This window comes from Bradyrhizobium sp. UFLA03-84, assembly GCF_002289535.1.
Lineage (GTDB): Bacteria > Pseudomonadota > Alphaproteobacteria > Rhizobiales > Xanthobacteraceae > Bradyrhizobium > Bradyrhizobium viridifuturi.
On record NZ_NSJY01000011.1, the window covers coordinates 1 to 25,585 of the forward strand.

A 25,585-nucleotide genomic window follows, 5' to 3' on the forward strand; every position below is an offset into this window, starting at 1 on the left:
CAGCGTCTGTAGCAGCGCCTCGGCTGCGGCTTTGGAACGCCTCAAATCACGGTTCGAACGGGTTGCCATTTCGGCAGCCCGTTCGATCCGCCGCTCGGAGTCTACCTGAAGGAAGCCGATCTCGGCGGCAACCTGCTTCTGAAGTTCAATGAAACGATCGGCCTCGAGCAGGCGACGAAGTTCGTCTCTCCGGGCTACTACCTTGTCGATATCCTTCTGCTCAATCGTCCCGTTGCGGCTCCCTGCGGACGTCCAGCTTTCGATCGCTGCGTCAAGCCGCGCCAGATTGCGGCGACAGATGGCGAGGATTTCGGCTCGGGTAACGATCCTGAATGCCTTGGGTCCACTCATTGCAATGCTCCTCCACCGAGTGCGTGTTCGACAGCTTTCTTGAGTCGAAGGCGTTCGGCGTCTGGAGCATGAGCCCAAGCATACGACGAAACCCTGTGGACATAAGGGACAGCTCTTCCCAACACGTTGGGACGCCAGATTTCGCGGGCACGCGCTTTTTCCAGCAACCGATGTCGTGGCGCGTCGCATTCCACGCCGATCGCGTAAAGGCCGGTCCGGGGATCGGTTACGGCAAAATCAAGGCTGAATGCGCCGCCATCGCGGGCTCGACTGGGCTTGTAGCCGTTGGCCTCCAGGAAGGCTTCAACCGATCTTGTGAAGCCGTCGTCCTCATAACTTCCAGAATCGTTGTGAGGGCGCTGTTCGCTGACCATGCGGTCCAGAAGCGTCTTTCCGGAATCTGTAAGACCGTCGGAGATAGTCCTGGCATATTCGAGATAGCCTTGCAGATAGTCGCGCGGGACCCTGGGTCCGCTCCGCCTGGTCAATAGATCCGATATCTCCGATATCGGCATGGATGTGGCTATGACCACCTTCTCCCTTGCGCGCGTCACGGCGACGTTCAGGCGGCGCTCGCCGCCAGCGTGCCCCAGCGCGCCGAAAGTCTTACGGAAGACGCCGTGCTCGTTGCGACCAAAGGTCGTGGAGAAAACGATGATGTCACGTTCATCGCCTTGCACATTCTCCACATTCTTGACGAAAAAGCCCATGTCCTCGCCATGCTCGACACGTTCGCGCTCGCGCATCAATGCTTCTCGGAACGCTGCATCGTCTTCGGCCCGCTCTTCCAAAGCATCTTCTATGGCGTCGGCCTGTTTGCGATTGAACGTGACGACACCGACGGACGGCGGCGATGAATCCTCCCAAAGCTTGGCTAGATATTGCACGACATCGCTTGCTTCTTTTTGATTCGTCTGGGCCTTGTAAGTGCCGTCGGTGCGCACCACTTCGATCGGCTTCAGCCTGCGGATTATTTCTTGAGGATGGCGAACGGGGACGCTGAGCGTGTTGCCGTAGAACGATGCGTTCGAGAATGAAATCAGCTCTCGATACTTTGAGCGATAGTGCACCTGCAGCGTACGGGTCCTTAGGACGGAGCGGGCGAGTTGGAGCAGGTCGGGACAATCCTTGATCTCTCTGCGATTCCACGTCTCCGCGAAGGCCTCGCGCTCCTCCTCGCTGGCTCCCTCTTCTGGTTCTTCACCATCGAATATCGCCGCTTCGTCGTTCTCGACCCTGCTTGCGAAGAAGGAGGTCGGCGGCATCTGCTTTTCGTCGCCGCTGACGACAACGAGCCTGCTTCGGAATAAGGAGGGCAGGGCATATTCAACGGGCATCTGCGAAGCCTCATCAAAGATGACGGTATCAAATAGTCCGGCGCGCGGTTGCAGGACCCGGCTTGCGACATCTGGTGTCATGAGCCAGACCGGTCGGAGCGCAAACAGACCAAGCGGAGCGGCGCGATCGATGAATTCGCGCAATCTTAGCGCTCTTGGGCCACGCAGCCTTGTGATCGCGTCCCACTCGCCGGTCGGACGCACTTTTGCTGCATCGATCCCTTGGACGAGAAGATCCCGGTTGTATTGCCTGATCTGCGCGTCAGCTTCCGCCAGCGATTTCACCTTCGCATCTAGCTCGTCGGCGTCGAACAAGACGTCGGGATTTGCACCCTCCATGTCTGCCTTCCATGCCAAACGGGCCTCGCGCCCTATGGTGGCGCGAATGCAGGCGTCGAGGTCCTCGGAAGCCACTTCCGCAAGTTCGCTCTCTCTGGACCTGAGCGTTGCGAAGATGGCGCGCTCTTTGGCATCCAGTCGAGAAGATCGAAGGCGATATTCCTGGTAGTTATTGAGCATCGGCAGCGCCTGCACGATCTGGTCAATGGCGCTCGCATTGGAGCGGCCATTCTCGATCGCTGAGCGTCTCGATCCGAGCCACAGTTCGTCAAAATAGGTGTTGAGCCGCTCCAAGGCGGCGCGGCTGTCCTCTCGGGTGTCATGCCTTGTGAGCGCAAGATCAGCCCGCTCAAAGAACGTGCCGAGCTCCTCGGTGGTGCCGGCGGACAACGCTCTATCGAGCTCAAGCCGGCTGGGGCACCGCTCGATGAGCGAATTGTGGCCGCCCAGACCATTGAGGAACGAGCCAAGGCGCTCGGCGAAGTCGGCGAGCTTGCCCGGCGACAGATCCAGATTAGGCGCGCGGCCGAACAGGATCGTGAAATATTGCTCGAGTTCGCGCCGTGGCTGGCGAATGGCCAATTCGAGCTCGACCGCATAATACAACGAGCTGATGGCGTCGTTATCTTGCGGGAGCTGCAATGAGGCAAGGAGCTGACGTACACGGCGCGTTCGTAGCCAATGGAGCGGGTTGATCCATTGTACGGCGCCTGCCGGCAAGCGGACCTGGCCGGCCAGCTCTCCAGCGGAGCAGAGCTCTTCCTCATCGAAGGCGATGAGTTTGGAGCAAAAATTCGGCTTGTAGGACGGACCGTCGAGCGATGAGAAGATTTCTTTGATCGCCGATAGGCCCTCGAGAATGCGTCGAGCTTCCGATGTCCCGTCCTCGACGCTCCGAAACAGCGGCCGCAATCGAGCGAGATTTGCGCAGACTGAAGCGCTGATCGAGCGGAGCTCATCCGCTTCGGCAAGCCAGGAACGAAATTCCACGGCATCCGATATTTTCAGGCAATTCGATGTCTCAGCGTCGGTTTGCTCCCGCCGGGCGTCGGCTTGCAAAAAGGCTTGCAGATGCGAGGCGAGGGCCGTGGAGGTTCCTCGGTCGGCACTGAATGGCTTGAGGGCGGATAAGGGATTGTCTTCGAATTTTGACGCCAGCCAGGATCTCGCGAGCGGCCCGCAATTTTCCTCGATCGTCGCCACGTCCGCTGGGTGTAGATCAGCCAATAGAGAGCGGAGTTCAGGGGCATCGATCGGCTTGGTCCTGCCTTCTTCGATCTCGAGCAGTTCGCCGAGCAGTGCTCGATAGGACAGTCCGGTCCGATCGTCCACGGAATGAAGCGCGATCTGACGGCGGTCGAGCTCCATCTCGAGGGTCTCGATGCGCGCGGCTATGCGATCGCGCTCGCGCTTCCAGGCCGGAGACCCGCCAGCAGACCGGTTGTGCAAAGCCTCCACCTGCGAACGGATTGCGCCGACGATCGGCTCGCGGTCGCGGTTGGCGTCGGTTATCATGACGAAGCGGTCCGTCAGACGTTCCTTTTCCAAGCGCTTGCGGACCACTTCGAGGGCGGCTTGCTTCTGGCAGATCACGAGAAGCGACTTTCCGGTGCCGATCGCGTCCGCGACCATGTTGACGATGGTCTGGCTCTTGCCGGTTCCGGGAGGACCTTCGATCACGAGTCCGGGAGCCTGACGTGCTTCGAGCACCGCCGCCTCCTGTGAGGGATCGCTGTCCGCAGTAAAGTAGCGGTCGGCCTCTTTCACTGGAGGGAATGCCGAAGATGCCGCCTGCTGTTCATTCAAGCGCAGAGCGGCCTCGAGTGCCGTGGCCGTCGGCGGCAAGCCGCGGAGGGTCTCGAGATCCTTCATCACCGCTTGGCCCATGAAGGCCAGGTGGAACAGCACGGCTGCCGGTACCAGCTGACGCTCTTGGGCGCCGACCTGGACGTCTTTTCCGGGAAGGGCCGTCAATTCGTTGCCGGCCGGCTCGGCCAATCGGCTGAATGCGTCCATTGCCGCCTGGACCGACAGGCTTGCATGGGTCAGAAGCTCATTGGCAGCCTCTTGCCAACGCCTCGCCTCTGGAATGCCGAGCATGGCTTCGAGCGCCGGGTTGACGAGAACGTGCTCGATCTCTGTGTCCGGGTTTTTCTCGCGTCCGTAGCTTAAGGTGACATGACCGCGGTTTCCGACCTCGGGATTGATGCGGATCGGCCATAGCAGGACCGGGGCGATCCGAGGCCTGGCGTTTGGCCGATGATCGCGCATGATCAGGAACGGAAATCCCATGAACAGGCCATCGATGCCGGTGTCACGCTTGTAGAGCAGCGCGTGGGAATGCAGCGATCGCAACCTTCGCTCAAGGCCATCATCATCGGCGAAAGCTGCCGGATCGAGGTTCACGGTCCGGCTCGTTCGACCAATCAGTTGATCGAGAATCTCAGCCGCCGGCACTCTGGATGTATCGAGCTCGGTGAGGTCGATCCTGGTCGACTTGCCGATCAGCATGCGCGTCAGCGGCCCGCGCAAGACCCCGCCCGAAATCCGCTTGGCAAAGAAGTCGAGGATAGTGGACACATAGCCTTGCTTTGGAAGCGGTCTCCAGGCGCCCAGTTCCACACAAAGAAGGGCGAGCGCGCGCCCAAGCGGCATGCGTCTGTCGAGACGAAACTGATCCGCCCATTCATCGACCTGCTGGATGCCGCATCTGGCAAAGTTCTGAATGCGCTCGTCAATTGCCTGGTAGATCTCGCGACGCGGTCGGCCAAGCAGTTGCATCGCTTCCTCGGCCGAAAAGTTGCCAAGCCCTGCTGTGGACGCTTCCTTTTCTGCTTCTTCGATGACCTCGGAGGCGGAGCGGAACTGGTTCGACGTCGCGCTGAGCAGGATGATGAGGTCTTCTTCCGCCGAGATGCGGCGCTCGGTGAGGGTGGCGACGCCGGCATGGTCGCTATCGGGCAAGAGCTTTCGCCGTTCCTCCCAGAGAGCGGCCAAGCGGGCCATCGAGGTCGACAGCAGGTGGACGCGCAAAGCATCCTCCTCGACCGCGATTTCCAGTTGCGCTAGTCGCTTTCGAACCGCATCTGAGCGGACCTTCAGGCGCCAAAGCCAATCGTCCGCATCGATTTTTCGAAGCAGGTCGGGGGCCGGCCCGGTGATCAGAGTGTAACCGTCGCTCGGGTGATCGAGGAGCCAACCCGGTGTGACGATGTTGCCCCTGACGATCAGCGGCATCGAAGGATTGAGCGTCTTCAAAGAGATGGAGAGCTTCAAATCCTCCTGAAGATGTTCGGTCCGCACGATTTGCCGAAGACCTGCCGCAACCGACGCTTCGAAGCCGGCTTCGGACGCCCAGCTTGCAACAGCGCCTCTGAGGACAAGGGCCTTGGCTTGGTCCCAATTCCCAGCTTCCGCCGCCGCCAATGCGAACATGTTTGCGGAGCGATATTGCTTGCCACCCAGAGAGATCGAGCTTTGCCCCTCCTTCTCGCCTGCTGCCTCAGCTGCCGGTGCTGATACGTTCTCTCCGCGCGGCCATGCCTGAACTTCCTTCCACTGCCAGCGCTGGCGCCTGTCACGGGCCAGCAGGCCCCGCAGCAAGGTGCTGATCCGCTCGTCCAGGTTTTCGGGCAGCTGTACGCCGTTGGTGAGAACGTGGATCAGAAAGGCCTGCTCATTGATGCCTTCGAAGCAGGCGCCTTGGGTGATCTTCTCCAGCAAGATCATCCCCATGCTCCACCAGTCGGAAGCTGGGGCTACGCCGCCGGCGATCGCCTCGGGCGCCATATAACGGGTGGTTTCGAGCGGAGACACGATATCGAGATCGAATTCGGACAGCCGTGCCGATCCGAAGCCGCCGATGACAAGGTCAAGCGGCTCTTTTGACCGCACGAAGACGACGGAAGGGCGCAGATCCCTGTGCCGCAATCCGGCTTCGGTGAGCGCATGAACTGCCTTGCCGAGCTCGCCAACCAACGTCGCAATGGTCGCCGGATCGGCAGGATCGACGGCAAAATCCGCCAGAGTGCCGCCCTTGAATTCCTCCGCGACCTCGTAGGCGCGCTCCTGCCAACGGCCGGTCGCGAAGAATTCGGGGACATGATCTCGAGGAAGCTTTACGAGCAGATCGTAAATCGCTTGATCCGGCTCCGAACCTACAGCGTAAAGTGTGAGTATTCCACGTTGTCCATCTGAGGCGCGGGTTGCGACGAATCGCTCGCGAACCGCGCTGGACGAGGCGATCCGATCCTGCAGACGCCAACCGTCGACGACCGTCTCGGTCTCTGGTGGAAGCTCCGGCGTGGGAGGAGGTTCGGCTGGTGAGGGCTGCTCAGCACTTTCGACGATCGGCTCGCCGCAGACGCCGCAAACCAGGTCGCCGGGAGAGCCCTGATGACCATTTCGGCAGGTCGGGTCTTTCGACTGCGATGTCAGCGGCGGACTAGGCTTTAGTTTTGTTGTGCCGGGAGCCGTTATATCGACCGCCGACAGGTCCCAGCCGCAGGTTTGTCCATTCACCACGCCTTCACAGAAGATTTCGGTGACAGGTCGTTCGGTCGTGCAGTTCGGGCAAAGTCTGATCATCATGAAATTCTAAACAGAAAGGAAACGGGGATCTTCCGAAGTTCCAAGCGTTGATCCGCCATCTTCGAGAATATGTCGTAGCCGCCGGAAGTCGCCGCGCGCAGGAATGCCGGCAAGCCAGAGGTCGCCATCCTCGTCGAACATGATATCGAAGGCGCGGTCTGTTTCGTCGATGCGGCGCTCGAAGCTTGCGAATCGAGCGCGGCCCAAAGGCGTCAGCAGGTGCAGTTCCTGATTGTCGCTGCCACGAAGCGCGAGAGTTTGCGCCTCATTGACTTTGAATGGCCCGGACACGATCGCGTCGATGAGAGATGGCGATGCCGCGAGCGCACCGCAGATCGCGGTCCACGGGTAGCCGGAAAACACGAGGATGTCCGCATTCGTTCGCGCGCGAAGCTGGACCAGAAGATCGAACAACGCCTCACCTTGGTCAAAAGGCTCGCCACCCGAAATCGTGATCCCGTCGGCCCCCGACAGCCATGGTGAAACAGCCTCGACAACGTCTCCTATGGTGGTGGTTCCCCGTCCCTGAGCCCATGTGTCCATGGAGATGCATCCTGGGCAACGGATCGAGCAGCCTTGGAACCAGATCCCGATCCTGCGGCCGGGCCCCAGCGTCGTGATCGGGAAATGAATGCGGGAAATGTTGATCGTCCCACTCATGAGGACTGCTCGCTCACGAGATCAATCGAGGTCGATGGCCCCGGACGGACCGCTTCGATCCTGTATCTGCGGCCCGTTTCCACTCCACGATCAAACAGAGCCCGCGATAGCGGGTTGATGAGGTGAGCTTCGACCTGGTTGCGGATGCCTCGGCCGCCATTGGAAAGTTCAGAAAGGCACAGGCCGCGAAGCGCCTCGCGGGCACTTCCGCTCATGGTTACGTCATGGCCCAGCGAGCTGACGTCCTTGAGCAGGTTGTCGACCATTGAATCGAATATCTCGTTTGCGACCTCGGGGCGGATAAAGTCGAAAACGATGACGTTCTCTCCGATCCGGTTCAATATTTCGGGCCGATTGAGGACCTGCTTGAAGTGCCTTTCGATCTCGCCGCGCACCTTGCTGCGTACCGCCTCGAAGTTCTCCTCGGGCGTGACATTGGCAATTCTCTCGCCGGACGGCCCCGGTATGTAGATGCCTAAATTCGAGGTGAAGACAATGAAGGCTTCCGAGAAATAGACCCGATCGCCCCGGCCGGAGGTGAGGACGCCGTCGTCGAGAACCTGCAAAAATTTATCGAGAATTCTGGGATGAGCCTTTTCGATCTCGTCGAACAAGACAACGCTAAAGGGTTTTTCACGGATGGCGTTGGTGAGCTCGCCGCCGACGTCATATCCGATATAGCCAGGCGGCGCCCCGATCAGCCGTTGGTCGGAATGCTCGGCACTGAACTCGGACATGTCGAAGCGGATATAGGCAGATTCATCGCCGAACAGCAGGCTGGTGATGGTTTTGGCAAGCTCCGTCTTGCCGACGCCGGTCGGCCCGGCAAGAAAGACGACACCTCTTGGCCGGCCACCCCGTGGCGATTGTCCGATCCCCGTCATCGCGCGCTTGACGATATCGAGCATATGCGTGACCGCGTGAGACTGTCCCTTGACGCGGCGTCTGACGAACTCTTCACCCGAAGTGATCTTCTCGCGGCCGATTTTGCGCCAGGGATCCTCAGTCACGCCCACTTTGAAGCGTCGGACCGCATCGGCGATGCGATCGAATGGGACGGCCTCGCTGCGGGCGAGCTGCGCGACCGCGCTCACGTCCAGCAGCAAAAGGCCTTCGGTCTCGTCCACGAACTCTTGCGCACACTTCTCCAATGCCGGCTCTTGTGCGTTCTGCGCGCCCGGCAGACCCCGGACCAGAGAGCGGATCATGCTCCTTCGGGCAGGATGATCCGGTCGTCCGATCGGGATGTGCCTGACCTTTGGGTTTCCAATCAGGAACCAGTCCGGCAGATCCCCCTCCTTGTCGACGATCCAGACAATTGTATTGAAGAAAGGCAGCCTTTTCTCGCCCGCCGGACGGGCACGCGCCGCATGGGAGAGGATCAGCGCGCGGGAGAAAAGCTGGTGCTCGGCAGGTGACAACGCGTCGTTTCGCGCAACGAGCCTGGAGGCAAAGTCGACAACCAGGGCGGAGGGTTGTCCGTCAGCTGTGACGTGGCGCTCAAGCGTCGTCGACAGAAGATCGATACCGCCTGCCGCAGCGCCGTTTGTCGGCATCAGACCCAACTGAGAGAGGTAGCTTCCATCCGCCGGCTCGACATCCCGGAAGCCATTCAGAAGATCAAACCAGGCGATCTGCGCATAACCAGCTGCTTTCAAGACGTCCGGCAGAACTCTGGACAAGGGCGCTGCGGTTACCTCGCCCGGAGCGATCTCGTGCATCTGAAGGTCGCGGGTATTGCCCGAGAGCACGAATTGGCTGCGCAGCGGCAGAAAGCGCAGCAAATCGCGCAGCCATCTGGCTCTTTCCACCGAATTGTCGTGCACCGAAAAAGCCCCGTTTTACGCGTACCGCGCGACTATACGGCATCTCACTCGCCGATTTCGACAGTAATTCCCAGAAGTCCATAGGGAATTGGGATAAGCCGGTAAGAGGAGATGGGCGGAGCAGACCAGATACCGGGCTCGTTTGGGGAGCATTGAAGCGCTGCATTCTCAGACGTCGGCGATCTCGCCGGGTGATCCAAGCGCCTCGCCTCTATCGTTAAAGACGTAGCCAGCAGAGCGGCAGCAATGCTGCGGACCGAATGATATGAGGATGCAAGAGCATGGCTAAGCGATGGATACCAGCGTCAGCCGGACCAGTAACGCAGGCTGATGGAATTAATTCAAGTTGGCCGTGCTGGTCTCATAGCGATGAGGCTGCTCGGAACGAGCAGATCTGGAAGTCGACCTCGTGGAGCCAGCGCGGCTTCGGCAGTTTAAGCGTGGATGACGAGCGCGCAGCGGCCATCAATGATGCGCGGAAGAGGGGACCGATGCCACCAAGTCCGCCTCAGCAGCCGGTTCGGCACGACTGCTCCTGGTGCGCGGAGAACCAAGACATTGGCCTAGCATGCGTGCGGCGAGCGCATCTACAACATGCAGCGACTATCGTAGACCACCGTGGTTCTCCGCCAACAACACGATTGTAGGCGTGGTCCGGTAAATTGCAGGCTCAAGCCAATCATCGAGCCGCAGCCTCAGCGGCTAATCGATGACTCCGCGAACAGAGCGCTTGCGCAATTTAATCGTCTTGGCCGTTGCTCCGAACTTTATCTTGCCTCCGTGATGAGTCATCGTCCCCTCTACCGGCCAAGAAAAGACGATCATAGTGTCAGATCCCGAACCGGTCTCCCGTACTTCGAAAGCTCCGCCGTTGGTTTCTACAATTGAACGACAATAGCCAAGACCGGAACTCGACACCGCCTCGAACGGCGTGAGCTGCGCGTGCTCCTCCGGGCTTTTGACGCGCACCGTTGTAACCAGGTTGGATCCTTTCAACGCGCCATGAAAATCGTATGCGCCATGACGAGTGCCTATGATGACCATGTGACTGAGGACCATGCGCAAGGACTCCGCAACACGAATTTTTGGAACTCTGCCGAACGATGCGGTCGCATGGATACTCGGGTCGAGGTGTCTTGCCGTGTTCATAGCTTCCATCACGACCCTGTTTGGATCGATCCAGCCGGAAGCGGACCTTCCTGCTGCGACGACATCAATGGGCCCCATGAGGTTGCGCACTGCGACCTGCATTGCACCGAGATCCTTCTCCACCGCCTGCAGTTCGCGTGGCACGATTTGATTCTCCGCGGTGTGCGCCCAAACGTCTATCGTGTCGCGCACGCGTCGGTTCGATCGCGCGGCAACGCTCATGATCTCCTCTCTGACATGCGAGTTTGCGGACTGGTAGGCGACCAGGCGGTCTTGCGCATCTGCGAGCTCCCGTCGAGCCCGCGCCTCCGCTTCCTTCGCGATCTTGAGCGCGAGTTCGGCTTCGCTCCGCGCTTTCATCGCCATAGACACGTCTGATCCAAGGAGGCACAGGCCGCCATCCGGCATAACCGCTTCGGTGAATTGGATCCACGTCGTGTCGTCGATTTGAAGCCGCCAAGTATCGTTGGATGTCATTAGCTCATCGCGCGACATCTTCGCGATTGTCATTTTCCAGTCAGCAAGCGATGGAAGGACATGAGGCTCCTTTGAACGGGTCAGCCGATAGAACGCGGCATTCGCACCGACAGGCACGCCGCTTGCCGTCCAGATCGCCAACGGATAGGGCGCTTGATGCCACCATTCGTGATCTGTCGCTGGATCATTAACGGCGATGTCGAGTTTCTGCGCCACGCGGCGACCGAGGTCAGTCAGCGCGAAGCTTGCTTCCTTTCCCGACGAGGATCGCTCAATCAGCCCTGTTCCCTGCAGGGCACCGGTCACCCTCGAAAGGTTGGACTCTCGAAGGCCGAGAATGCTCATCAGTGCAATATTGCTGACGGCCTTGCCGGCGCCTGCGATTGCGCTCAGAAGCGACTTGGTGTGCTTTCGACTGAGGACCTCTTCCAATGGTTGGAGCTCAGCAAACCTGGCTGACTGCGAGATCAGGTCCGCAAAGGCGCGCATTCTCTCCGACATTCCGCCGGCATTTCTGCTGGCGGTAAGTGCCGACGCGTGTCGCACCACCTCAAACCATTGCGAAAGCTCGCCGCCGAAGGAGCGCGACGTCAGCGTGCGCCACGTAACGTCGCGGAGCACATCATAGACCCGCTCTGTCAGAGACGGTTCGCTGGTCAGCGCTTTTCGGATCGCGGCGGCCGCTTCGGCAGGCGTCGCATCGCCGCGCCCGATCCGATCAAGCGATATTTCGAAGGCCTTGCGGTCGGTGGCGGACATTGGACCCGCTGCTGTGGGACTACGGAACTCGTTTTACTATGCTTTACATCGGCCTGCTTTAACACCAAGTCAACGGTCATGTAACGTTTTGCCGCGGAAAACGCTCCAGGGAGCATCTGTCAGAAGCTCTTTTGCCGCCCAGCGCGATGAGTTCCCGTCCGGGTTCAGGACAAACCCGGCAGCCTGACCCAGTGGCGGATAGGCCTGTTGGACCACAAAACTGCGGGTTTTTCGCTCATTGTCCAAATCCTTTGCGGTCCGGATGTGCCCATCCATGGTGACCTCGTTGCCGCATGACGGGACGATTGCGAAGTCAACATCGAGCCAACCATAAGGGGTATGATAGCACCTATTACAGAAATCGAGACAGATGCCGAAGCCGAAAAGGGCTTCCTCCAGCACCACGACCACAAGCTCGGTCCCGTGCCGAATGTCTTCCACGCGGCCTTCAGCGTCCTTGTAGGCCATGCGCTTCTTGTGCCGAGCAATTTGCACGCCGTGACCATCGTAGATCGTAGCGATGTTGTATCGCTGGCCGTCCTCCACTTCATGCCAGGAGCCTGCGACCACGATGCCAGGTGCGTCCGGCATTTCACCCTCTGCAAGCCAAGGCTTCTCCACAAGTTGAGCTTTGATGAGAGAACGCGATTGCGGGTCAATCATGAGTTCCGGAAACACGGTGGTCAGGCAGCGTTCGGTGTGAGCCGCCTTGCACGCATGGGAAATAATGGTTTCGCCATGAGGGATGTTGACCGCTCTGACGAAGAACCTCGTCGATGTTTCATCGCAGTCGAAGGTGGGATCAGGAAACAATACGGCGCCGAATGTCGACGACTTCCTGGCCATCCGGTCGACTTTCACGATCTGAACCGTCGCGCCGTCGACGACAGCTGGGACGAACCGGAGACGCAGGAGCCCGCGTTGGTCGAAGTTGCGCATATCCTGGGCAGGGTTCTTTGTGTCCTTCCACGCTAAGCGCCCCATGGGGATGAGATAGGCGCAATGTCCGGCCTGTTCGACAAGCCACCCGGCTGGATCAGTCGGCCTCGAGCCCAGATCCTGTTCGGTGTATTCACGCTCCATGGCGCGAAGACAACCGCCGAGCCGCATCACGATTTCCTCGTAGGTCTCCGTGCCGTCGAATGAGAGACCATAGTCCGGCGCTTGCATGTCGAGCGTCGCAGCGAACTCGAGGATCATCGATTCCGGGACAAGCGAGTATAAATGTTTGATCGTGGCCGACGCCTTGGCGAGCGCGGCCCAGACGATGAGCATGGCGTGTCGCAAACCATCGTCGTCCTCGCTGCGAGGCACTGCTCTCAGATTGGCGGGAATGCTGAAAGCGTTCTCCCGCCACTGCTCGTCGGTGATGTCCAAAGCCGTGACTGCCCGAATATGATTCCGCGTTCTGAAATTCGCCGGGTTGATAGCCGACGCGCAAGCGTCTCGCTAGACTTTTGAGTATACTCTCACAAGGCATCGATGATGATCGATGCAAGGTTTGTTCAAAGACGCAAGTGACTGATGCGACTCTTACTTATTGATCGTTGGTCTGATGTCCAGATGATTGTCCGAATCGGACAGAACAATGCTGCCGCCGATCGTCAGCGATGTTAGCGTGCGGCGATACGCGGGGCACGCACAGAGAGGTCCAACCAGCGAGGGTATGAAGTGCGGGATCTTTGTGCGCGAAAACGAAAAGCCTTGATCGTTGTCTCGCTGGTCAATTGCCCGCGTGCTTATGCAGCTACGGCCGGGCACCTAGGTCCATGGTTCCCACCGGAATGAAGGGGGCATGTCTGATCACACCAAACCGAACTTATCCTGGACGAGGCATCTAGCTGGCGCGGCTCTTTGCGCGACCGTGCCCTACAAAAGGGCGATTTGAAGCGCTGCTGCTTTGTTAACGTCCGGCTGTTTCTGGTGGCAAATGACAGTTGCCGGGGCGGGGCTTGCGTTGTCGGTTCGCGGAATCCTCGACTTGTACCGATCAAGCACGCCGGTGCTGACGGGTCACCTTTCTGTTCAAGAGCGAGGTGGTGTGGACCAGGGCGAGGCCATCACGTGTGCATCCATGGAGTGGGCTCAATCGCTGGGTATGGCGAACTGATCGGCCTATATCCGCGCGAACGCCTGGCGTCAGCGCACGATCATTCATGCTAGGACCGGTTTGAGCGCGTCTGCGGTCTCGCCGCGGGCAAGCTCTTCTCCTCCTGCTCAAAGTCGGCTTCAAAAGGCTAGGTCTTAAAGCGTCCGAGCCCTCGTCAACGTCAAGCCGCATCGATCAATGAACCGATCGATGAATGCGACCGGCGATAGCAGGAAGAAGTGCGGCGGCGCCGTGCGCCTTCTTTGCGTCTCAGTCGAATGAGTGGGGAAAAAGTGCGCAAGTGGGCTGGAGCGAGATGAAAAACATCGAGCGATCCATTTCGCCTCATCCGCTCGAAAATCTCTTGACCGTCTAGCGGAATATTCGATAAATCGCTCCACTACTGCAGGTTAAGTTTATTGCTTTAAACCCGCTGTCCGATAGCGGATCTATGTTTGCATTGCGCGCGGCGAGCTCTCTTTAAGCGTTCGCGTTCGGTGAGAGTTCGGCCGTGTGTTTGGGATTAAAGCCAATATTTGCTCAGGACTATCTTCTGTAGACAGTATTAGGGAACGAGCGATGACTGTGCGCGAGCAATTGTTCACATTATTGCGCAACCTGCGATGGATCATCATTCTCTCGGTCGCCATTTCCGTTCTACTCTACCTGCCGGATCAAATTCAGGAGCTCTACCGAATAGGCGCCGACGACATTGGCTGGACAACTGTCAAAGAGTTCATCGCCATTGGCGTGATCGCGATAACGATTTGGGCGGCTGCGTTTCAGCTCACCGCTGCAACGATAGCTCGCATGCCGCGCGCGACAGGCCGGTTGGCCCTGTATATAAGACTTGCGCCCGTTATCCTCGGCGCATTGCCCATACTCGCTGCAACCGCAGGTCAACTCGGCTCGCGGCCCGCTCAAAAGATCGGTGAGGTCGAGGAAGTCGGAAGCATCTTCCGCATCCAGGCTCAGGCGCTTGCCTTCGAGCGCAACATGCTACTCATCCTGGCCTTCGCCATGTTAATTCTGCTCGCCGCATTTGTCGTATTTGCCTGGCGAATGGGAGCAAGAGATCGCGCCACCGAGCTCGCAAGCACGGCGAACAATGCCTATTTCATCCGCTATAGATTTCTTGCGCTCACGATCGCCGGCATCGCGCTATTGACGGCTGGCTTCCTTCTGCTTCCCGATAGGCTTGCGCAATTCGTTGGCTCGTTTGGCGTGATCGCTCTTTTTACGATGTGCGTGGTCGCTCTTTCGACCCACTTTGCGCTGCTGACAATCAGGCTCAATTTCCCGTTTATACCGGTTGTGTTCGGTGGCCTGTTCCTGGTTGCGTCCTTATTTGGAAGTGACGATCACGGCCTGCGCACAGTCGATATTGCAGCCGGCCAGCCGGAAGACAAACCCCGCATCTCTGCCGTCGAGGCATTTCGCGAGTGGATTGTGCAAAAACCGCGGGTCGCCGAGGCCAAGAGACTTGGCGAATATCCCGTGTTCATTGTGGCGGCCCAGGGCGGTGGCATCTATGCGGCCAACAACGCGGCCCGCTTTCTTGCCAGAATGCAGGATCTCTGTCCGGCGTTTCGGCAGCATCTGTTTGCGATAAGCGGTGTCTCCGGCGGAAGCGTCGGCTCGGCAATTTTCGCGGCTGCGCTTCATGCCGATAATGCGCCACTTGATGCGATTGCTCCCGACGCCAAGACATGCCCAAAGATCGCAGACTTTCTCGCCGGCGTCGGTCGAGCCGAGGACATCGATGCTTCCGGGCCGGTAGAACAGCGCGTCGCAAGCGTGTTGGAAACGGATTTTCTCTCGCCGTTGGTTGCCGGCTTTCTTTTTACCGACTTCACCCAGCTGTTCTCTCCGTTCGCGGTTCCAAGTTTCGACCGCGCGCGCTTTCTGGAATACACGCTGGAAAATGCGACAGACCGAATGCTCAGGAACCAGAAGGGGGCCGGCGCACAGTCCAACCTGCTGAAAGCCGATTTTCAGTCACATTGGGCGCCTGACAACAATATGCCCGCGCTGCTGTTGAATACGACAGACGCCGGGAGCGGCAAACGGGTTGTGATCTCTCCCTTCGATATCGATCCGCTGCACACGAAAGACAAAGACCTGTGCGTTCTCGCAACGCTTGATCGCACCGGCATTGGACCCGATCAAACCGTCACAAGCCATTCCCTCCATATTCCGCTCAGCGCGGCGGCGTTTACCAGCGCGCGCTTTCCATGGGTGACGCCGGCGGCGACGGTTCCTATAAAGAACGACTGCATGACCGCCAATCGACAGGCGCGCCTGGTAGACGGCGGATATGTCGAGAACTCCGGCATAGAGACTGCTCTCGATCTGATCGAGCGGCTCAACAACATCAAGGGCACCTCTGATGCGCCAAAGTTCCGAATCTATCTTTTGTCGCTGGTGAGCGGCCAGTTCGAAGATCATGGATCCTTCATGTTCGGTGAGCTCATGGAGCCGGTACGCGCGCTTCTGAGCACGCGTACCTCGCGGACCTATGTCGCACTCAATCACGCAACCACGATCGATCGCGCGCCGGAAAATGACCTAGCTGCCAGTGTACAGCGCTTTCCGACATTCGGCCGCACCGAAATAACCGGCTTGTTTTACAGCCTGCCGCTTGGTTGGACCCTATCTCAGCAAACCGACGATATCATCTCGCTGAGCAGCGGTCGTTTTTGGGATTGCGTGCCAAAGGATGATTTCGATCAATCCCGGACCAAGCAGAGCAACGCTGATTGCCTGCAGGTAAAATTGTTTCATCTCTTGAACGGATCTGTCGCATCCGCCTTTGAAACGCTCCGAGATGCGAAGCTCGCCCAAGCGGCTTACGCCGATGAATTGAGCAAAGAGTACCGGCCCGCTCCAAAGATCAAGCCGCAGCCGCTACTCGCCTGTTACGAGAGGAAGTGGTTGCAGGAGCGCGGCTATCAGAAGTACCGCGACCAAGTTGTCGCCTACGAGCACCAGCTCGCGGTATCGATCAAAGACCATTCGCCGGCTCCGGCGCCCCTGCCACCATATCGGAAGAGTTATATGGCGTATTTTCAGGCCGAGCAGGTCAAGGCGTTGTTGCAGGAATGGGATCGCGTCGCAGAAACCGATCCACGGATCCTTGCCTATATACTAGGAGCAATCTCCTACGACAGCGCTGATTTTACCCGCAGCAGTGAGAATTTCTCTTACAGCGCGGTCTCGCAATTGCCGCGCAAATGGCGCGACCGGATCGCCAAAAACAACGCTGATCTGGTGGCGGCGAACAAACCGCCGATCGCGATCGAGACATTGCTCAATCACCCCAAGGAACTGGCCAATTTCGCTCTTGGTTACGAGGGCAACCCGTTCGGAAACCAGGCGGGGACGGACGATGGTTGGCTGTTTCGCCCACGAGGCATGTATCAACTGGTGGGGCGGGAGCAATATCAGGAAGCACAGAGCCAGATACAAGATATCGGCGATCTGGAAGGGCTTGATCTCCTCGCGCTCCCCGATGCACTGCGTGATGCCAAGATCTCAGCCAAGGTGGCTTTTGCCCATTTTCGGCTTCATCCCTATCAGAATGGAACATTGTTTGAGCTGCTCAAGGATCCATCGAAGGACTGGATCGCCGTGCGCGCCCTGCAAACAGACATGGACCATGGCCGCCTTGATCGAGAGCGTGTCAATGCAAGAAGTGAGATGTTTTTCAACTGCATAGATGAGGCTTTGCATCCCACTCAACTCAAGACCCTGCAAAGCAAGTTTTACGGTAGCGAGTGAACGTCCTTTATCCGCGGCTGCGTGCCGAAATATGCAGGATATATCGCTGAAGACGGTTGTATCTCGATCAGGCGTTCGAGTTTTCAATCTTACATGAGGAATTGCCGACGATGGCGAAAGGTGAAATCCGCCGCTCGATGCTTGGGTGGGGCCTTACAAATCTGCTTGCAGCGGGACTGATCTTCGCCGGTGCTTTGGGACCAGCAACAGCAGAGGCCCAGACGTCATCGAAGCCGCTTTCGGCCAACGACGTGTCCATCCTGTTTCCTCCCCCCAAGGCGCCTGCAGACCTCGTCAATTTGATTGCGGTTTCCGATCTTGCCGGACCCTTTGGGGACGCCCACCGGCTGTTGTCAGATGATGATTTCGCGCGCTTTGTCGCAAACGCCGAGAATCCCGAGCGCGAAGGCGTGCCGGACTCCGGCGCGCGCCACATCCATCTGCCGGACGCCGTCAAAAAGATCGATGCCTGGTTTGTTGCGGGCATCCGGATCGATCCGGGAGCGCCAGGCCTATCTCCTGACGTCATCGCCCAGTTTGGACGGCAGCCGCAAATCCGGCTGATCATTCAACCCGTGACCAATGGCCCGGACGGGTTCAAGGTCCATGACACTGCCGGCCACCTGATCTTCAGCTTCAACCTCGACCCCGATCCGCCGCTCGAAGGGTGCGCGCCATTCCCGCGCTTCAAGCCTGACGACGCAACTTTCAAGGCGATCATTCGCGACATTGCGGCTCTGCGCGATCAACTTGCGGCGGGAAAGTTCGGCAATGTCAAGATCTCGACTGCAGGCGACATGAACGTGCACCCCGGGCTGGTCGGTTCATCCGCCAAGCCGTTTCGTGATGCGGTGAAAGCCATGCTGGAGAAGCATCTCTCGCCGCAGCGCCTCAACACCATGGCTGTCATGGGCATTTCACCGCCCGAACCGTGGGTGTTCGTTTCGATGCTAAGGGTGCCGCAAGCCGGGCTGATACCAGTGCCGGGCCCGACCCTCGATGGCCTCCATGCCGCGCAGATGTTCAGCATCGTCGGCGACACGCATGTGGTCCCGCGGCCGGTCACGAATAACCAAAATCCTGTGACCTGCCGCCACGCGGCGCTGCAGAATCCTCCCTTGCCGATCTCGAACCGTAAGGGAGTCTCCACGGCCGATTTCATCGATGGCAACGTTCCCAATAGCCGCGTGCTCGAGATCGTCAACATCGTTGCGGATACGAAGAAGAGCCATTTCTTCAATACGGATTGCGTGAGCTGTCACACCGAGACGGCGCAGCCGCTCAAAAGGAAAGTGCAAGGCTTCACGGTGCCCGGTGTAAACCGAGCGGTTCTCCCGAAAGAAGACTGGAATGTTCGTAATTTTGGTTGGTTTCCCTCGTTCTTGCATGGTGGTCCTGCGGCCGCGACCATCACCCGACGCGCAGCAGCCGAGACTGCCGACGTCGTCTCCTTCATCAATAGCCAATTGCTGAACCAGTAAGGAGCGCCATCGTCGCCCGGCTCGCTCGTGCGGCGACGTGCGCTATTTGAAATGAGGGAGGATTGCCATGGAGGCACGTTCGTTCAGGTCTTGGGTCGGTGGCCGGCTGAGGCGGTTGCCGCACGCCATCGGTCTCTTTGTCGCGATCGTATTCGTGGTGGCAGCATTGGTCGCGGGCATGGCGTACTTTGTACCGGAAAAGCTTCGCGATACGGCGCTCAAGATCAAGAATAGCGCAAATCTGGTTGCCCAGCTGCTACCGGCGACGCTGCCGGCGCCGTCGAAGATCGATAGCGCGTATTGGCTGCCCCAGAACTGGAGTTCGCGGCAGCGTTACTGGTTCCACCATACCTCCCAGGGCACGGCGACCATTCCCGTGCCCTATCGATGGTTTCTGGCTCTCGAGCGTCCCGAGCTATCGATCCATTACACGAGCTTGACCGACAGTGAATATCTGCGACGCCTTGGTTTCATTCCAAGTCCAAGCTCAAAGGACTTTGATGCGAGCTCACCTGCATACGGCTACCGCGAGGAGGCGAAGGGGACAGGCTCGACTTGGACGGCGAGCACACCCGACAATCCAACGGGCTTGCCGGTAGGTTTCGCAATTCTGAAAGGGGGCATCGATCCGGCAACGGGGGCCTTCTACGAAGATCAGATCGGATTAACCTGTGCCGCCTGTCATACCGGTCATCTCGAGTACAAGAATGTCAGCATTCGCTTCGATGGTGGACCAGCGATGGTCAACCTCGGTGAGGTGGAACGGGTCATTGGACTATCGATCGGCTACACGCTGATCCTGCCGTGGCGGTTCGAGCGCTTCGCCAACCGGCTGGAAAGCATTGAAGGTCGTAGCATCGACCGCAAGAAGCTGCGAAGTGATCTGGAGCTGGCACTCCAGAAGATTAAGGCTCAAAAGGCTGCAAGCGATGGCCTTTTGGCCGGGCAAGGTGTTGCGGATCTCGATGAGGGGTTCGGCCGACTGGATGCCTTGAACAGGATCGGCAACCAAGTCTTCTACACCAATTTCCTGGATCCTGTGACCGGAGTACTTTCCGATCCGCTTCTCAAGGGCAACTTCGCACGCAACGATGCTCCTGTGAGCTTTCCGCCAATCTGGGACACGCCATACTTCCTGTGGGCGCAGTATGACGCCTCCGTCCTCAACGAACTTGTTCGCAATTCTGGCGAAGCGCTCGGCGTCAGCGCGAAAATCAATATGAGGGCACCCGCGCCGGGCCGGCCGCTTTTTGAATCATCCATCCATCTGTCGGACATTGCGCGCTTCGAGGAGCTTTTGCGCGGTACGGATCCTTTCTCATCTGCGGAGGCAAGCGGCAGGAAATTCAACGGGCTTGTCGCGCCACGATGGAAGGACGCGCAGGACAGGTTCCCAGGCGACCCGACCTGGGCCATCGACGAAAAACTCGTTGAGAAAGGTCGGGATCTCTATCGCTCGCATTGCTTTGAATGCCACCGAGGACCCGTAAATGATTCCGAGTTCGACGCAAAGTGGCCGGAAGACTCCTTCTGGAAGCCGGAGAACCCGGATCGCTCTGCCAAGGGCGAGAAGAATTGGGTGGAGATCGGCGGACGCCATTATTTCAATGTCGTTCAACTGCCGGTGAACGTGATCGGCACTGACCGTCAACAATCCAATGTCCTGACAACGCGGCGCGTTCACTTACCCGAAAAGATCGGTCTCAGTCCAGTCGACGACCTGAACAAGGCCTGGGGCTGCGGCCTTCCAACCGATCGAGCGGCAGATCCTTTGTTTGTGCTAGCCCTGATGGACGTGGTGGGCAAGACCATCGATCAATGGAACGTCGCGAACAACTCTTCCGAAAATACCAAGCAGCAGATGTGGGGGCCGAGGAAGAATTGCCAAAACCCACGAGCATACATTGGAGCGCGGGTGAGCCGTAACGGCAAAGACGAAGAAGTCCTTGCCCTCGAACCTCAGTACCGCGCGCGTCCGCTGGACGGTGTTTGGGCAACAGCCCCGTATCTGCACAACGGATCGGTGCCGACGCTCAAGGACATGTTATTGCCGCAGGGCCGGCGGCCAAGCTCTTTCTGCGTTGGTAGCCGCAAATTCGATCCTGTTAACGTTGGGCTTGTTGCGAAAGTGCGCGCGAATGATGCCTGCGCGGCCGGCCTGACGGACTTCAACGTATCGCTGCTTGGGAACAGCAATCGTGGGCATTCATTCGAGGGCAAGGAAACTGATATTACGAAGCTGCCGCCTGGGGTCATCGGTCCGGAACTGACTGAAGCAGAAAGGCGAGCGCTTCTTGAATATTTGAAGACGCTGTAGGGAGAGCCGTTAGCTTGAAAGCTCAGAGCTCTTCACAGGGATACAGAGCAAGCCGATCTGCGGGAAGCATACTGTCGACGCAAGGACTGTGTACTTGTCGAGACATCTCATTCGGTGCCGTACAAAGAGTTGTCCAATGTGGTCCGGTCATTGAATGACGGCGGCGGTCCTTGGTTTGATAAGCGTTCATGTCAGGGCGCCGCCATGCTTCGCTGATTAATTGAAGCAGCAGGGCGGGGCTCTGGCTGCCGAGAGTAGAAGTCCGATGTTCTTTCGGGCCACTAACTCGGGAGGTGCTCCCGCGATCGAGCTTCATACAGATGCGCAGACATCTACTCGGAACTGTGAACTGGGGTGCGTACGCCGATCACTGCGCATGAACCGAGCTTGGTCAGAAGAATAGTTCGGCGATCGTTGATGAGGTGCCACGAGCGGATATATTCACTGGCGAAGCCTTGGTTTGGCGTCAAGATGGTCAGGCTTATCGAACGATCCGCCTAAGTGTGTCGGCTCGCCAAAGGAGTCAGACTTGATGACACGCGAGCTGCTTACTGTATGATAATACAACCATAAGTAACATGGTGTAAAAATCGCCTCATGCCATTCATGTCATCGAATTGAGAATATTTTCGTCGGGAAGTTTGCGTTTGCGGTGTACTTCATTGCACCGCCTCGAATGGAGGGGACTTGCTATGCTCGACTCCGAAACCATTGCCTGCCTTCGTCGAGTACTGGATGAAGTTTGCAAGGGTGTGTCCCGTCACGAGACTGGTACCCGAGCGCACGTCGCTTCCAAAATTCTAGAAGCCGCATCGCGAGGCGAGACTTCCGTTGAAGTTCTCAAGCAAATTGGGCGGAAGGCCTTGGCCGGCGACCCGTCGATGTGGCCCGAGCAAGGCTCTAGTCGCCATTCATCCGAGGCGAGCGAATCCGGCGAACCTGTCGGCCCTACCAAAAAGGATTAAGCCCGTTGGTTCGGATGTACCAGCAAAGCGTCCGCGACGTGAAAGCATTCGGGGAGTGCGCCTTCGTGGAAGCGGATCCGAAGTGGCTGGGCTTGCGCGAGATGGCCTGGGTGGTCGTAACGGAATCACTTAAGGACCAAGTGCGGGACTCATGGAGCGGGACCACAGTGGCATTCGTAACTGAGCAAGCAGCCGAGCGCGGACGGCTTGGTGAGCAGGGACGACGACCAACTCAATTGCAAGCATGTCTATTCTGGCCCATTAAGATAGTACGGAAGCGTGCCGGGAGACTCGAAGGCGAGAAGATCGCGCCTGACGATGTTGCGAAGGATAAAACGATTCATCATCGATCGCGCCCTGCGTCCTGAACAGCCTGACGGAGCCGATCGCGGTGCGCGCGTCGTAAGTCAGCAGCGTATTTTCGCCCGCTTCACCATATCCCGGAAATAGGGAACTGCGAGTGACGGTAAAGAAGTATCCGCCGTGCCGCTCCACGAGCCCTTCGACCTCACGAATGAAAAGCCATGCTACTGCACGGCCCGTGCGAGCTTGCGTCATCGCCTCCCGCGAATGGAGGAAATATGAAACCACGGAATAAGTCCTGGACACCACTCTGCGTGGTGAAATCCTTAAGAAAACAGCATCGGATCGTTTGATTTATGCGTTATTCGGGCGCTAATTGCATTATAGCCGCGGTTTGGTGAAGATGATGTGCAACCAAATGCATTCCATCGCCTGCACGACAGGAGCAGGCCGCCAATATTTCCAAGGTCCTGTATCGCTTCCGAATGCGAAGTTATGCCGGGTTGCTGCTTCAGCGCAGCAGGCGCGAGAAGTAGTAAAAAATCCGGCTGTAGGGCAGCCTGATGCGGTTCGGGCGTGAGTTGCGACAATCTGAGAACTGGCCCGGCGCAGTCAGCCAGCCCGTCCGGCACGGAAACGAAGCGGCCAAAGGCATCGTCGAGTCGAGGACCATCTGAGAGCCTGACCGAAAAAGGAGTGAGTGATTTCGGTGGGCTGTGATTCCTTCGGATTTGCGAAGATTCGAGGGAGAGCACCATGCCATGGACCAAAATCACTCGTGCTCAGTATCTGCGGAATGGACTACGCTACGCAAGCGACATGACCGATGCGGAGTGGCGGCTGATCGCTCGGAAGCTGCCGCCTCGGCGTCGATTGGGCCGGCCGCGCAAAGTTGATCTGCGCAAGGTGGTCGAGGCAGTCTTGTTCATTCTGTCCACCGGCTGCCAATGGCGGGCTTTGCCGCGCGAGTTCCCGCCATATTCGACCGTGCAGGGCTATTTTTATGCTTGGCGCGACACTCGCCGATGGCACAGGATCGTCAGGGCTCTTGTCCGACAGGCGCGGCGCAAGCTCGGTCGCAAGCCGACACCGACGGCGGCCGTCATCGACAGCCAGAGTGCCCCGACAACACAAGCCGGCGGCCCACGCGGCTTCGATCCGGGCAAACGGGTGCATGGGCGCAAGCGGCACATCGTTACCGATACCAACGGGCTTCTGCTGGCCGTTCACGTCCATCCCGCCAACGTTCAGGATGTCCATGGTGCAGTCCCCTTGCTCGAGCGCCTGCGAGATCGCCTTCCCAAGTTACGACATGTCTTTGCTGATCGCGTTTATCGCGGAAAGCAGCTCGTTAACGCGCTCTCCCATTGCGGGCTGTGGACCATCGAGATCGTCCAGCGCCCGCCGGGGGTTAAAGGCTTCCAGCTTCTGCCACGGCGCTGGGTCGTCGAGCGAACCTTCGCCTGGTTCGGCAGATGCCGACGCCTCGCGAAGGACTTCGAAGCTTCCGCCTCAACTGAAGTCGCCTGGCTTCTCGTCGCCCATATCAGGCTCTTGACCCGACGCCTCGCAATGCCCTCAAAATCTTGAGCTCTTTTTGAGTCGGACTCTGAGGATGGCAACCACTCGCAACGTTTGTGGAATTTTGGACGTCCGGAGTTTACCGGTAAACCACGCTGCGAGAGCCTGCTACTGTTCCTGACGTGATCACGAACAGAATTTGATACGCCAATCGACGCCTTGCTCACAAACTCGCGGGCGGATGCGCAGGGCTGACCGATTGCTAAACTCGACGAACTCATTGCCACTGGGCGGTTGGAGTCCGTCGAATAGCGCCTCTCGAACGCGGGATTTGAGCGTCGACGCGGTAGTCAGTGCATCAATCAAGATGGAAGCCGTTGTTAGATTAAGTGGCGTTTTGGCCGGAGAAATCCAGATCCCGGGAGGCGGACCGAACTATGACCGACCACGTCACCGCCCCTCTTGAGGCGCTTGACAGCTCCAAAGATGCTGCCCTCAAGCGAGTGTCCGGCACACAGCAAATGCTTCGCCGTCCCAATACGCAGTCCTTTGTCAAAAACGCGATTCTGGCGAGAGTTTCTCTTCAAGACCTCGCGGCGATAGGGGAGTTCCTCGAACCGATCATTCTCAGGGAACGAATGGTGCTGCAGGAGCCGAAACGGCATCTTGAACACATCTATTTTATCGAGTCTGGCCTCGTCTCGCTGAGGATTGTCGCGGCGGGAAGCATTCTTGAAACGGCGGTAATAGGATATCGCGGTGCTATTGGCGCTTCGCTTTTAGTGGGAGGGCATCTTTCGACGCATCAATCTGTTGTGCTCTTTTCCGGCAGCGCGCACAGGATCCGTGTAGAGGATTTACGTCAGGTGATGAACGAGCGTCCTGAAATCGGAGAACAGCTTTCCCGGTACGATGAAGCGCTGGCCTTGCATCGCGCTCAGGCAGGTTTGTGCGGGGTCCGCCACGGTCGCGAAAAGCGGCTCGCCAGCTGGCTGTGTCTGGCAAGTGACGCTGTTGATGCTCAGGTGCTTCCAGTTACCCATGAATACCTTTCCGCCGTCCTCGGATTGCGCCGGGCCGGGGTTACGGAGACCTTGAACAGATTCGAAGAGCAAGGGTTGATTCGCAAGCGACGCGGCGTCTTGCAGATTGATGAACGCAAAGGACTCGAGCAAAGAGCATGTGGCTGTTACAAGCTTATTTCAGATGCTTATGCCTGTTCTGAATGCGTGAGTTCAGCGCAACGGATAATTTACTAAAAAACGTCGCTCCAGGCGCTGTCCTCCTTTGGAGACACAGTGCCAGTGCAATATCACCTGCACGGAGATCAATCTTGGCGGTCCAGATGCATCGGTGAACGTTTCAAGGCAGTTGAGTAGCACTCGGCGACACTATTTTACGTTTGTTCGTGCGTTCTTCCGCCACGGGCAATTTGCGAAAGCGGTTCGGCTGAGTGGTGCAGGCAGCAGGTGACAGACGAATATTTCCGCATAGTGGCCCTTAGGCAAGGGGCGCCCTTGGAATCCTTTGGATGCCACCTTCAAAGCGGCAAGTCGATGGCGATTTTCCGAGCACTGGGTCAAACGGGGGTCTATTTTGCCGAGCGTCCATGTACCGCATGGCGGATCCGAGGCCATCACC

General features: G+C 58.3%; 11 protein-coding genes and 1 pseudogene. 5 read left to right on the forward strand and 7 right to left on the reverse strand.

The features are described 5' to 3' along the window. The 6 genes and pseudogenes from CK489_RS12425 to CK489_RS12450 all read right to left on the reverse strand — a co-directional run. Positions 1-351 (reverse strand): annotated as a pseudogene (locus CK489_RS12425) (hypothetical protein); the annotation flags it as partial. Continuing rightward, the gene (locus CK489_RS12430) at positions 348-6,617 is read right to left on the reverse strand and encodes an AAA domain-containing protein (protein WP_095732529.1); all 6,270 of its coding nucleotides are present in this window, start codon (positions 6,615-6,617) and stop codon (positions 348-350) included. The gene CK489_RS12430 and the pseudogene CK489_RS12425, both read right to left, overlap by 4 nt. A gap of 6 nt (positions 6,618-6,623) precedes the next feature. Continuing rightward, positions 6,624-7,277 (reverse strand): 4Fe-4S cluster-binding domain-containing protein, encoded by a 654-nt coding sequence (locus CK489_RS12435; protein WP_095732530.1) that lies wholly within the window; start codon positions 7,275-7,277, stop codon positions 6,624-6,626. Then, on the reverse strand, positions 7,274-9,103 hold the full coding sequence (locus CK489_RS12440) for an AAA family ATPase (RefSeq protein WP_245350340.1): 1,830 nt from the start codon (positions 9,101-9,103) through the stop codon (positions 7,274-7,276). The genes CK489_RS12435 and CK489_RS12440 overlap by 4 nt, the downstream gene beginning before the upstream one ends. 702 nt (positions 9,104-9,805) lie before the next feature. Beyond that, on the reverse strand, positions 9,806-11,488 hold the full coding sequence (locus CK489_RS12445; protein ID WP_095732531.1) for a hypothetical protein: 1,683 nt from the start codon (positions 11,486-11,488) through the stop codon (positions 9,806-9,808). Between the two features lie 69 nt (positions 11,489-11,557). Continuing rightward, positions 11,558-12,865 (reverse strand): carbon-nitrogen hydrolase family protein, encoded by a 1,308-nt coding sequence (locus CK489_RS12450; RefSeq protein ID WP_095732532.1) that lies wholly within the window; start codon positions 12,863-12,865, stop codon positions 11,558-11,560. A gap of 1,291 nt (positions 12,866-14,156) precedes the next feature. On the opposite strand from CK489_RS12450, the gene CK489_RS12455 reads away from it, so the two are divergent. The 3 genes from CK489_RS12455 to CK489_RS12465 all read left to right on the forward strand — a co-directional run bounded on the left by CK489_RS12455 (position 14,157) and on the right by CK489_RS12465 (position 21,155). Further along, positions 14,157-17,357 carry a hypothetical protein gene (locus CK489_RS12455; protein ID WP_095732533.1) on the forward strand — a complete coding sequence of 1,067 codons (3,201 nt, stop codon included), beginning with the start codon at positions 14,157-14,159 and terminating at the stop codon, positions 17,355-17,357. 56 nt (positions 17,358-17,413) lie between these two features. After that, a complete protein-coding gene (locus CK489_RS12460; protein WP_245350341.1) occupies positions 17,414-18,838 on the forward strand; it encodes a hypothetical protein in 1,425 nt (474 codons plus the stop codon). Between the two features lie 67 nt (positions 18,839-18,905). Next, positions 18,906-21,155 (forward strand): di-heme-cytochrome C peroxidase, encoded by a 2,250-nt coding sequence (locus CK489_RS12465; protein ID WP_245350342.1) that lies wholly within the window; start codon positions 18,906-18,908, stop codon positions 21,153-21,155. A 1,226-nt stretch (positions 21,156-22,381) separates the two neighbouring features. On the opposite strand, the gene CK489_RS40680 is transcribed toward CK489_RS12465, so the two are convergent. Further along, positions 22,382-22,678, reverse strand: coding sequence for a hypothetical protein (locus CK489_RS40680; RefSeq protein WP_143278130.1), 297 nt, complete (start codon positions 22,676-22,678; stop codon positions 22,382-22,384). Positions 22,679-23,179: 501 nt separating this feature from the next. Here CK489_RS40680 and CK489_RS12480 point away from each other — a divergent pair. Both CK489_RS12480 and CK489_RS12485 read left to right on the forward strand, forming a co-directional pair. Further along, complete coding sequence (locus tag CK489_RS12480; RefSeq protein ID WP_095732535.1) at positions 23,180-24,013, forward strand: IS5 family transposase; 834 nt, start codon at positions 23,180-23,182, stop codon at positions 24,011-24,013. Positions 24,014-24,381: 368 nt separating this feature from the next. Beyond that, positions 24,382-25,203, forward strand: coding sequence for a Crp/Fnr family transcriptional regulator (locus CK489_RS12485; RefSeq protein ID WP_095732536.1), 822 nt, complete (start codon positions 24,382-24,384; stop codon positions 25,201-25,203). Positions 25,204-25,585 lie beyond the last annotated feature (382 nt).

Excerpts from the sequence above, each read along its gene's own strand:
- CK489_RS12430 (WP_095732529.1), bottom strand. The coding sequence starts at position 6,617 with ATGATGATCAGACTTTGCCCGAACTGCACGACCGAACGACCTGTCACC.
- CK489_RS12435 (WP_095732530.1), bottom strand. The coding sequence starts at position 7,277 with ATGAGTGGGACGATCAACATTTCCCGCATTCATTTCCCGATCACGACG.
- CK489_RS12445 (WP_095732531.1), bottom strand. The coding sequence starts at position 11,488 with ATGTCCGCCACCGACCGCAAGGCCTTCGAAATATCGCTTGATCGGATC.
- CK489_RS12455 (WP_095732533.1), top strand. The coding sequence starts at position 14,157 with ATGACTGTGCGCGAGCAATTGTTCACATTATTGCGCAACCTGCGATGG.
- CK489_RS12465 (WP_245350342.1), top strand. The coding sequence starts at position 18,906 with ATGGAGGCACGTTCGTTCAGGTCTTGGGTCGGTGGCCGGCTGAGGCGG.
- CK489_RS40680 (WP_143278130.1), bottom strand. The coding sequence starts at position 22,678 with ATGACGCAAGCTCGCACGGGCCGTGCAGTAGCATGGCTTTTCATTCGT.
- CK489_RS12480 (WP_095732535.1), top strand. The coding sequence starts at position 23,180 with ATGCCATGGACCAAAATCACTCGTGCTCAGTATCTGCGGAATGGACTA.
- CK489_RS12485 (WP_095732536.1), top strand. The coding sequence starts at position 24,382 with ATGACCGACCACGTCACCGCCCCTCTTGAGGCGCTTGACAGCTCCAAA.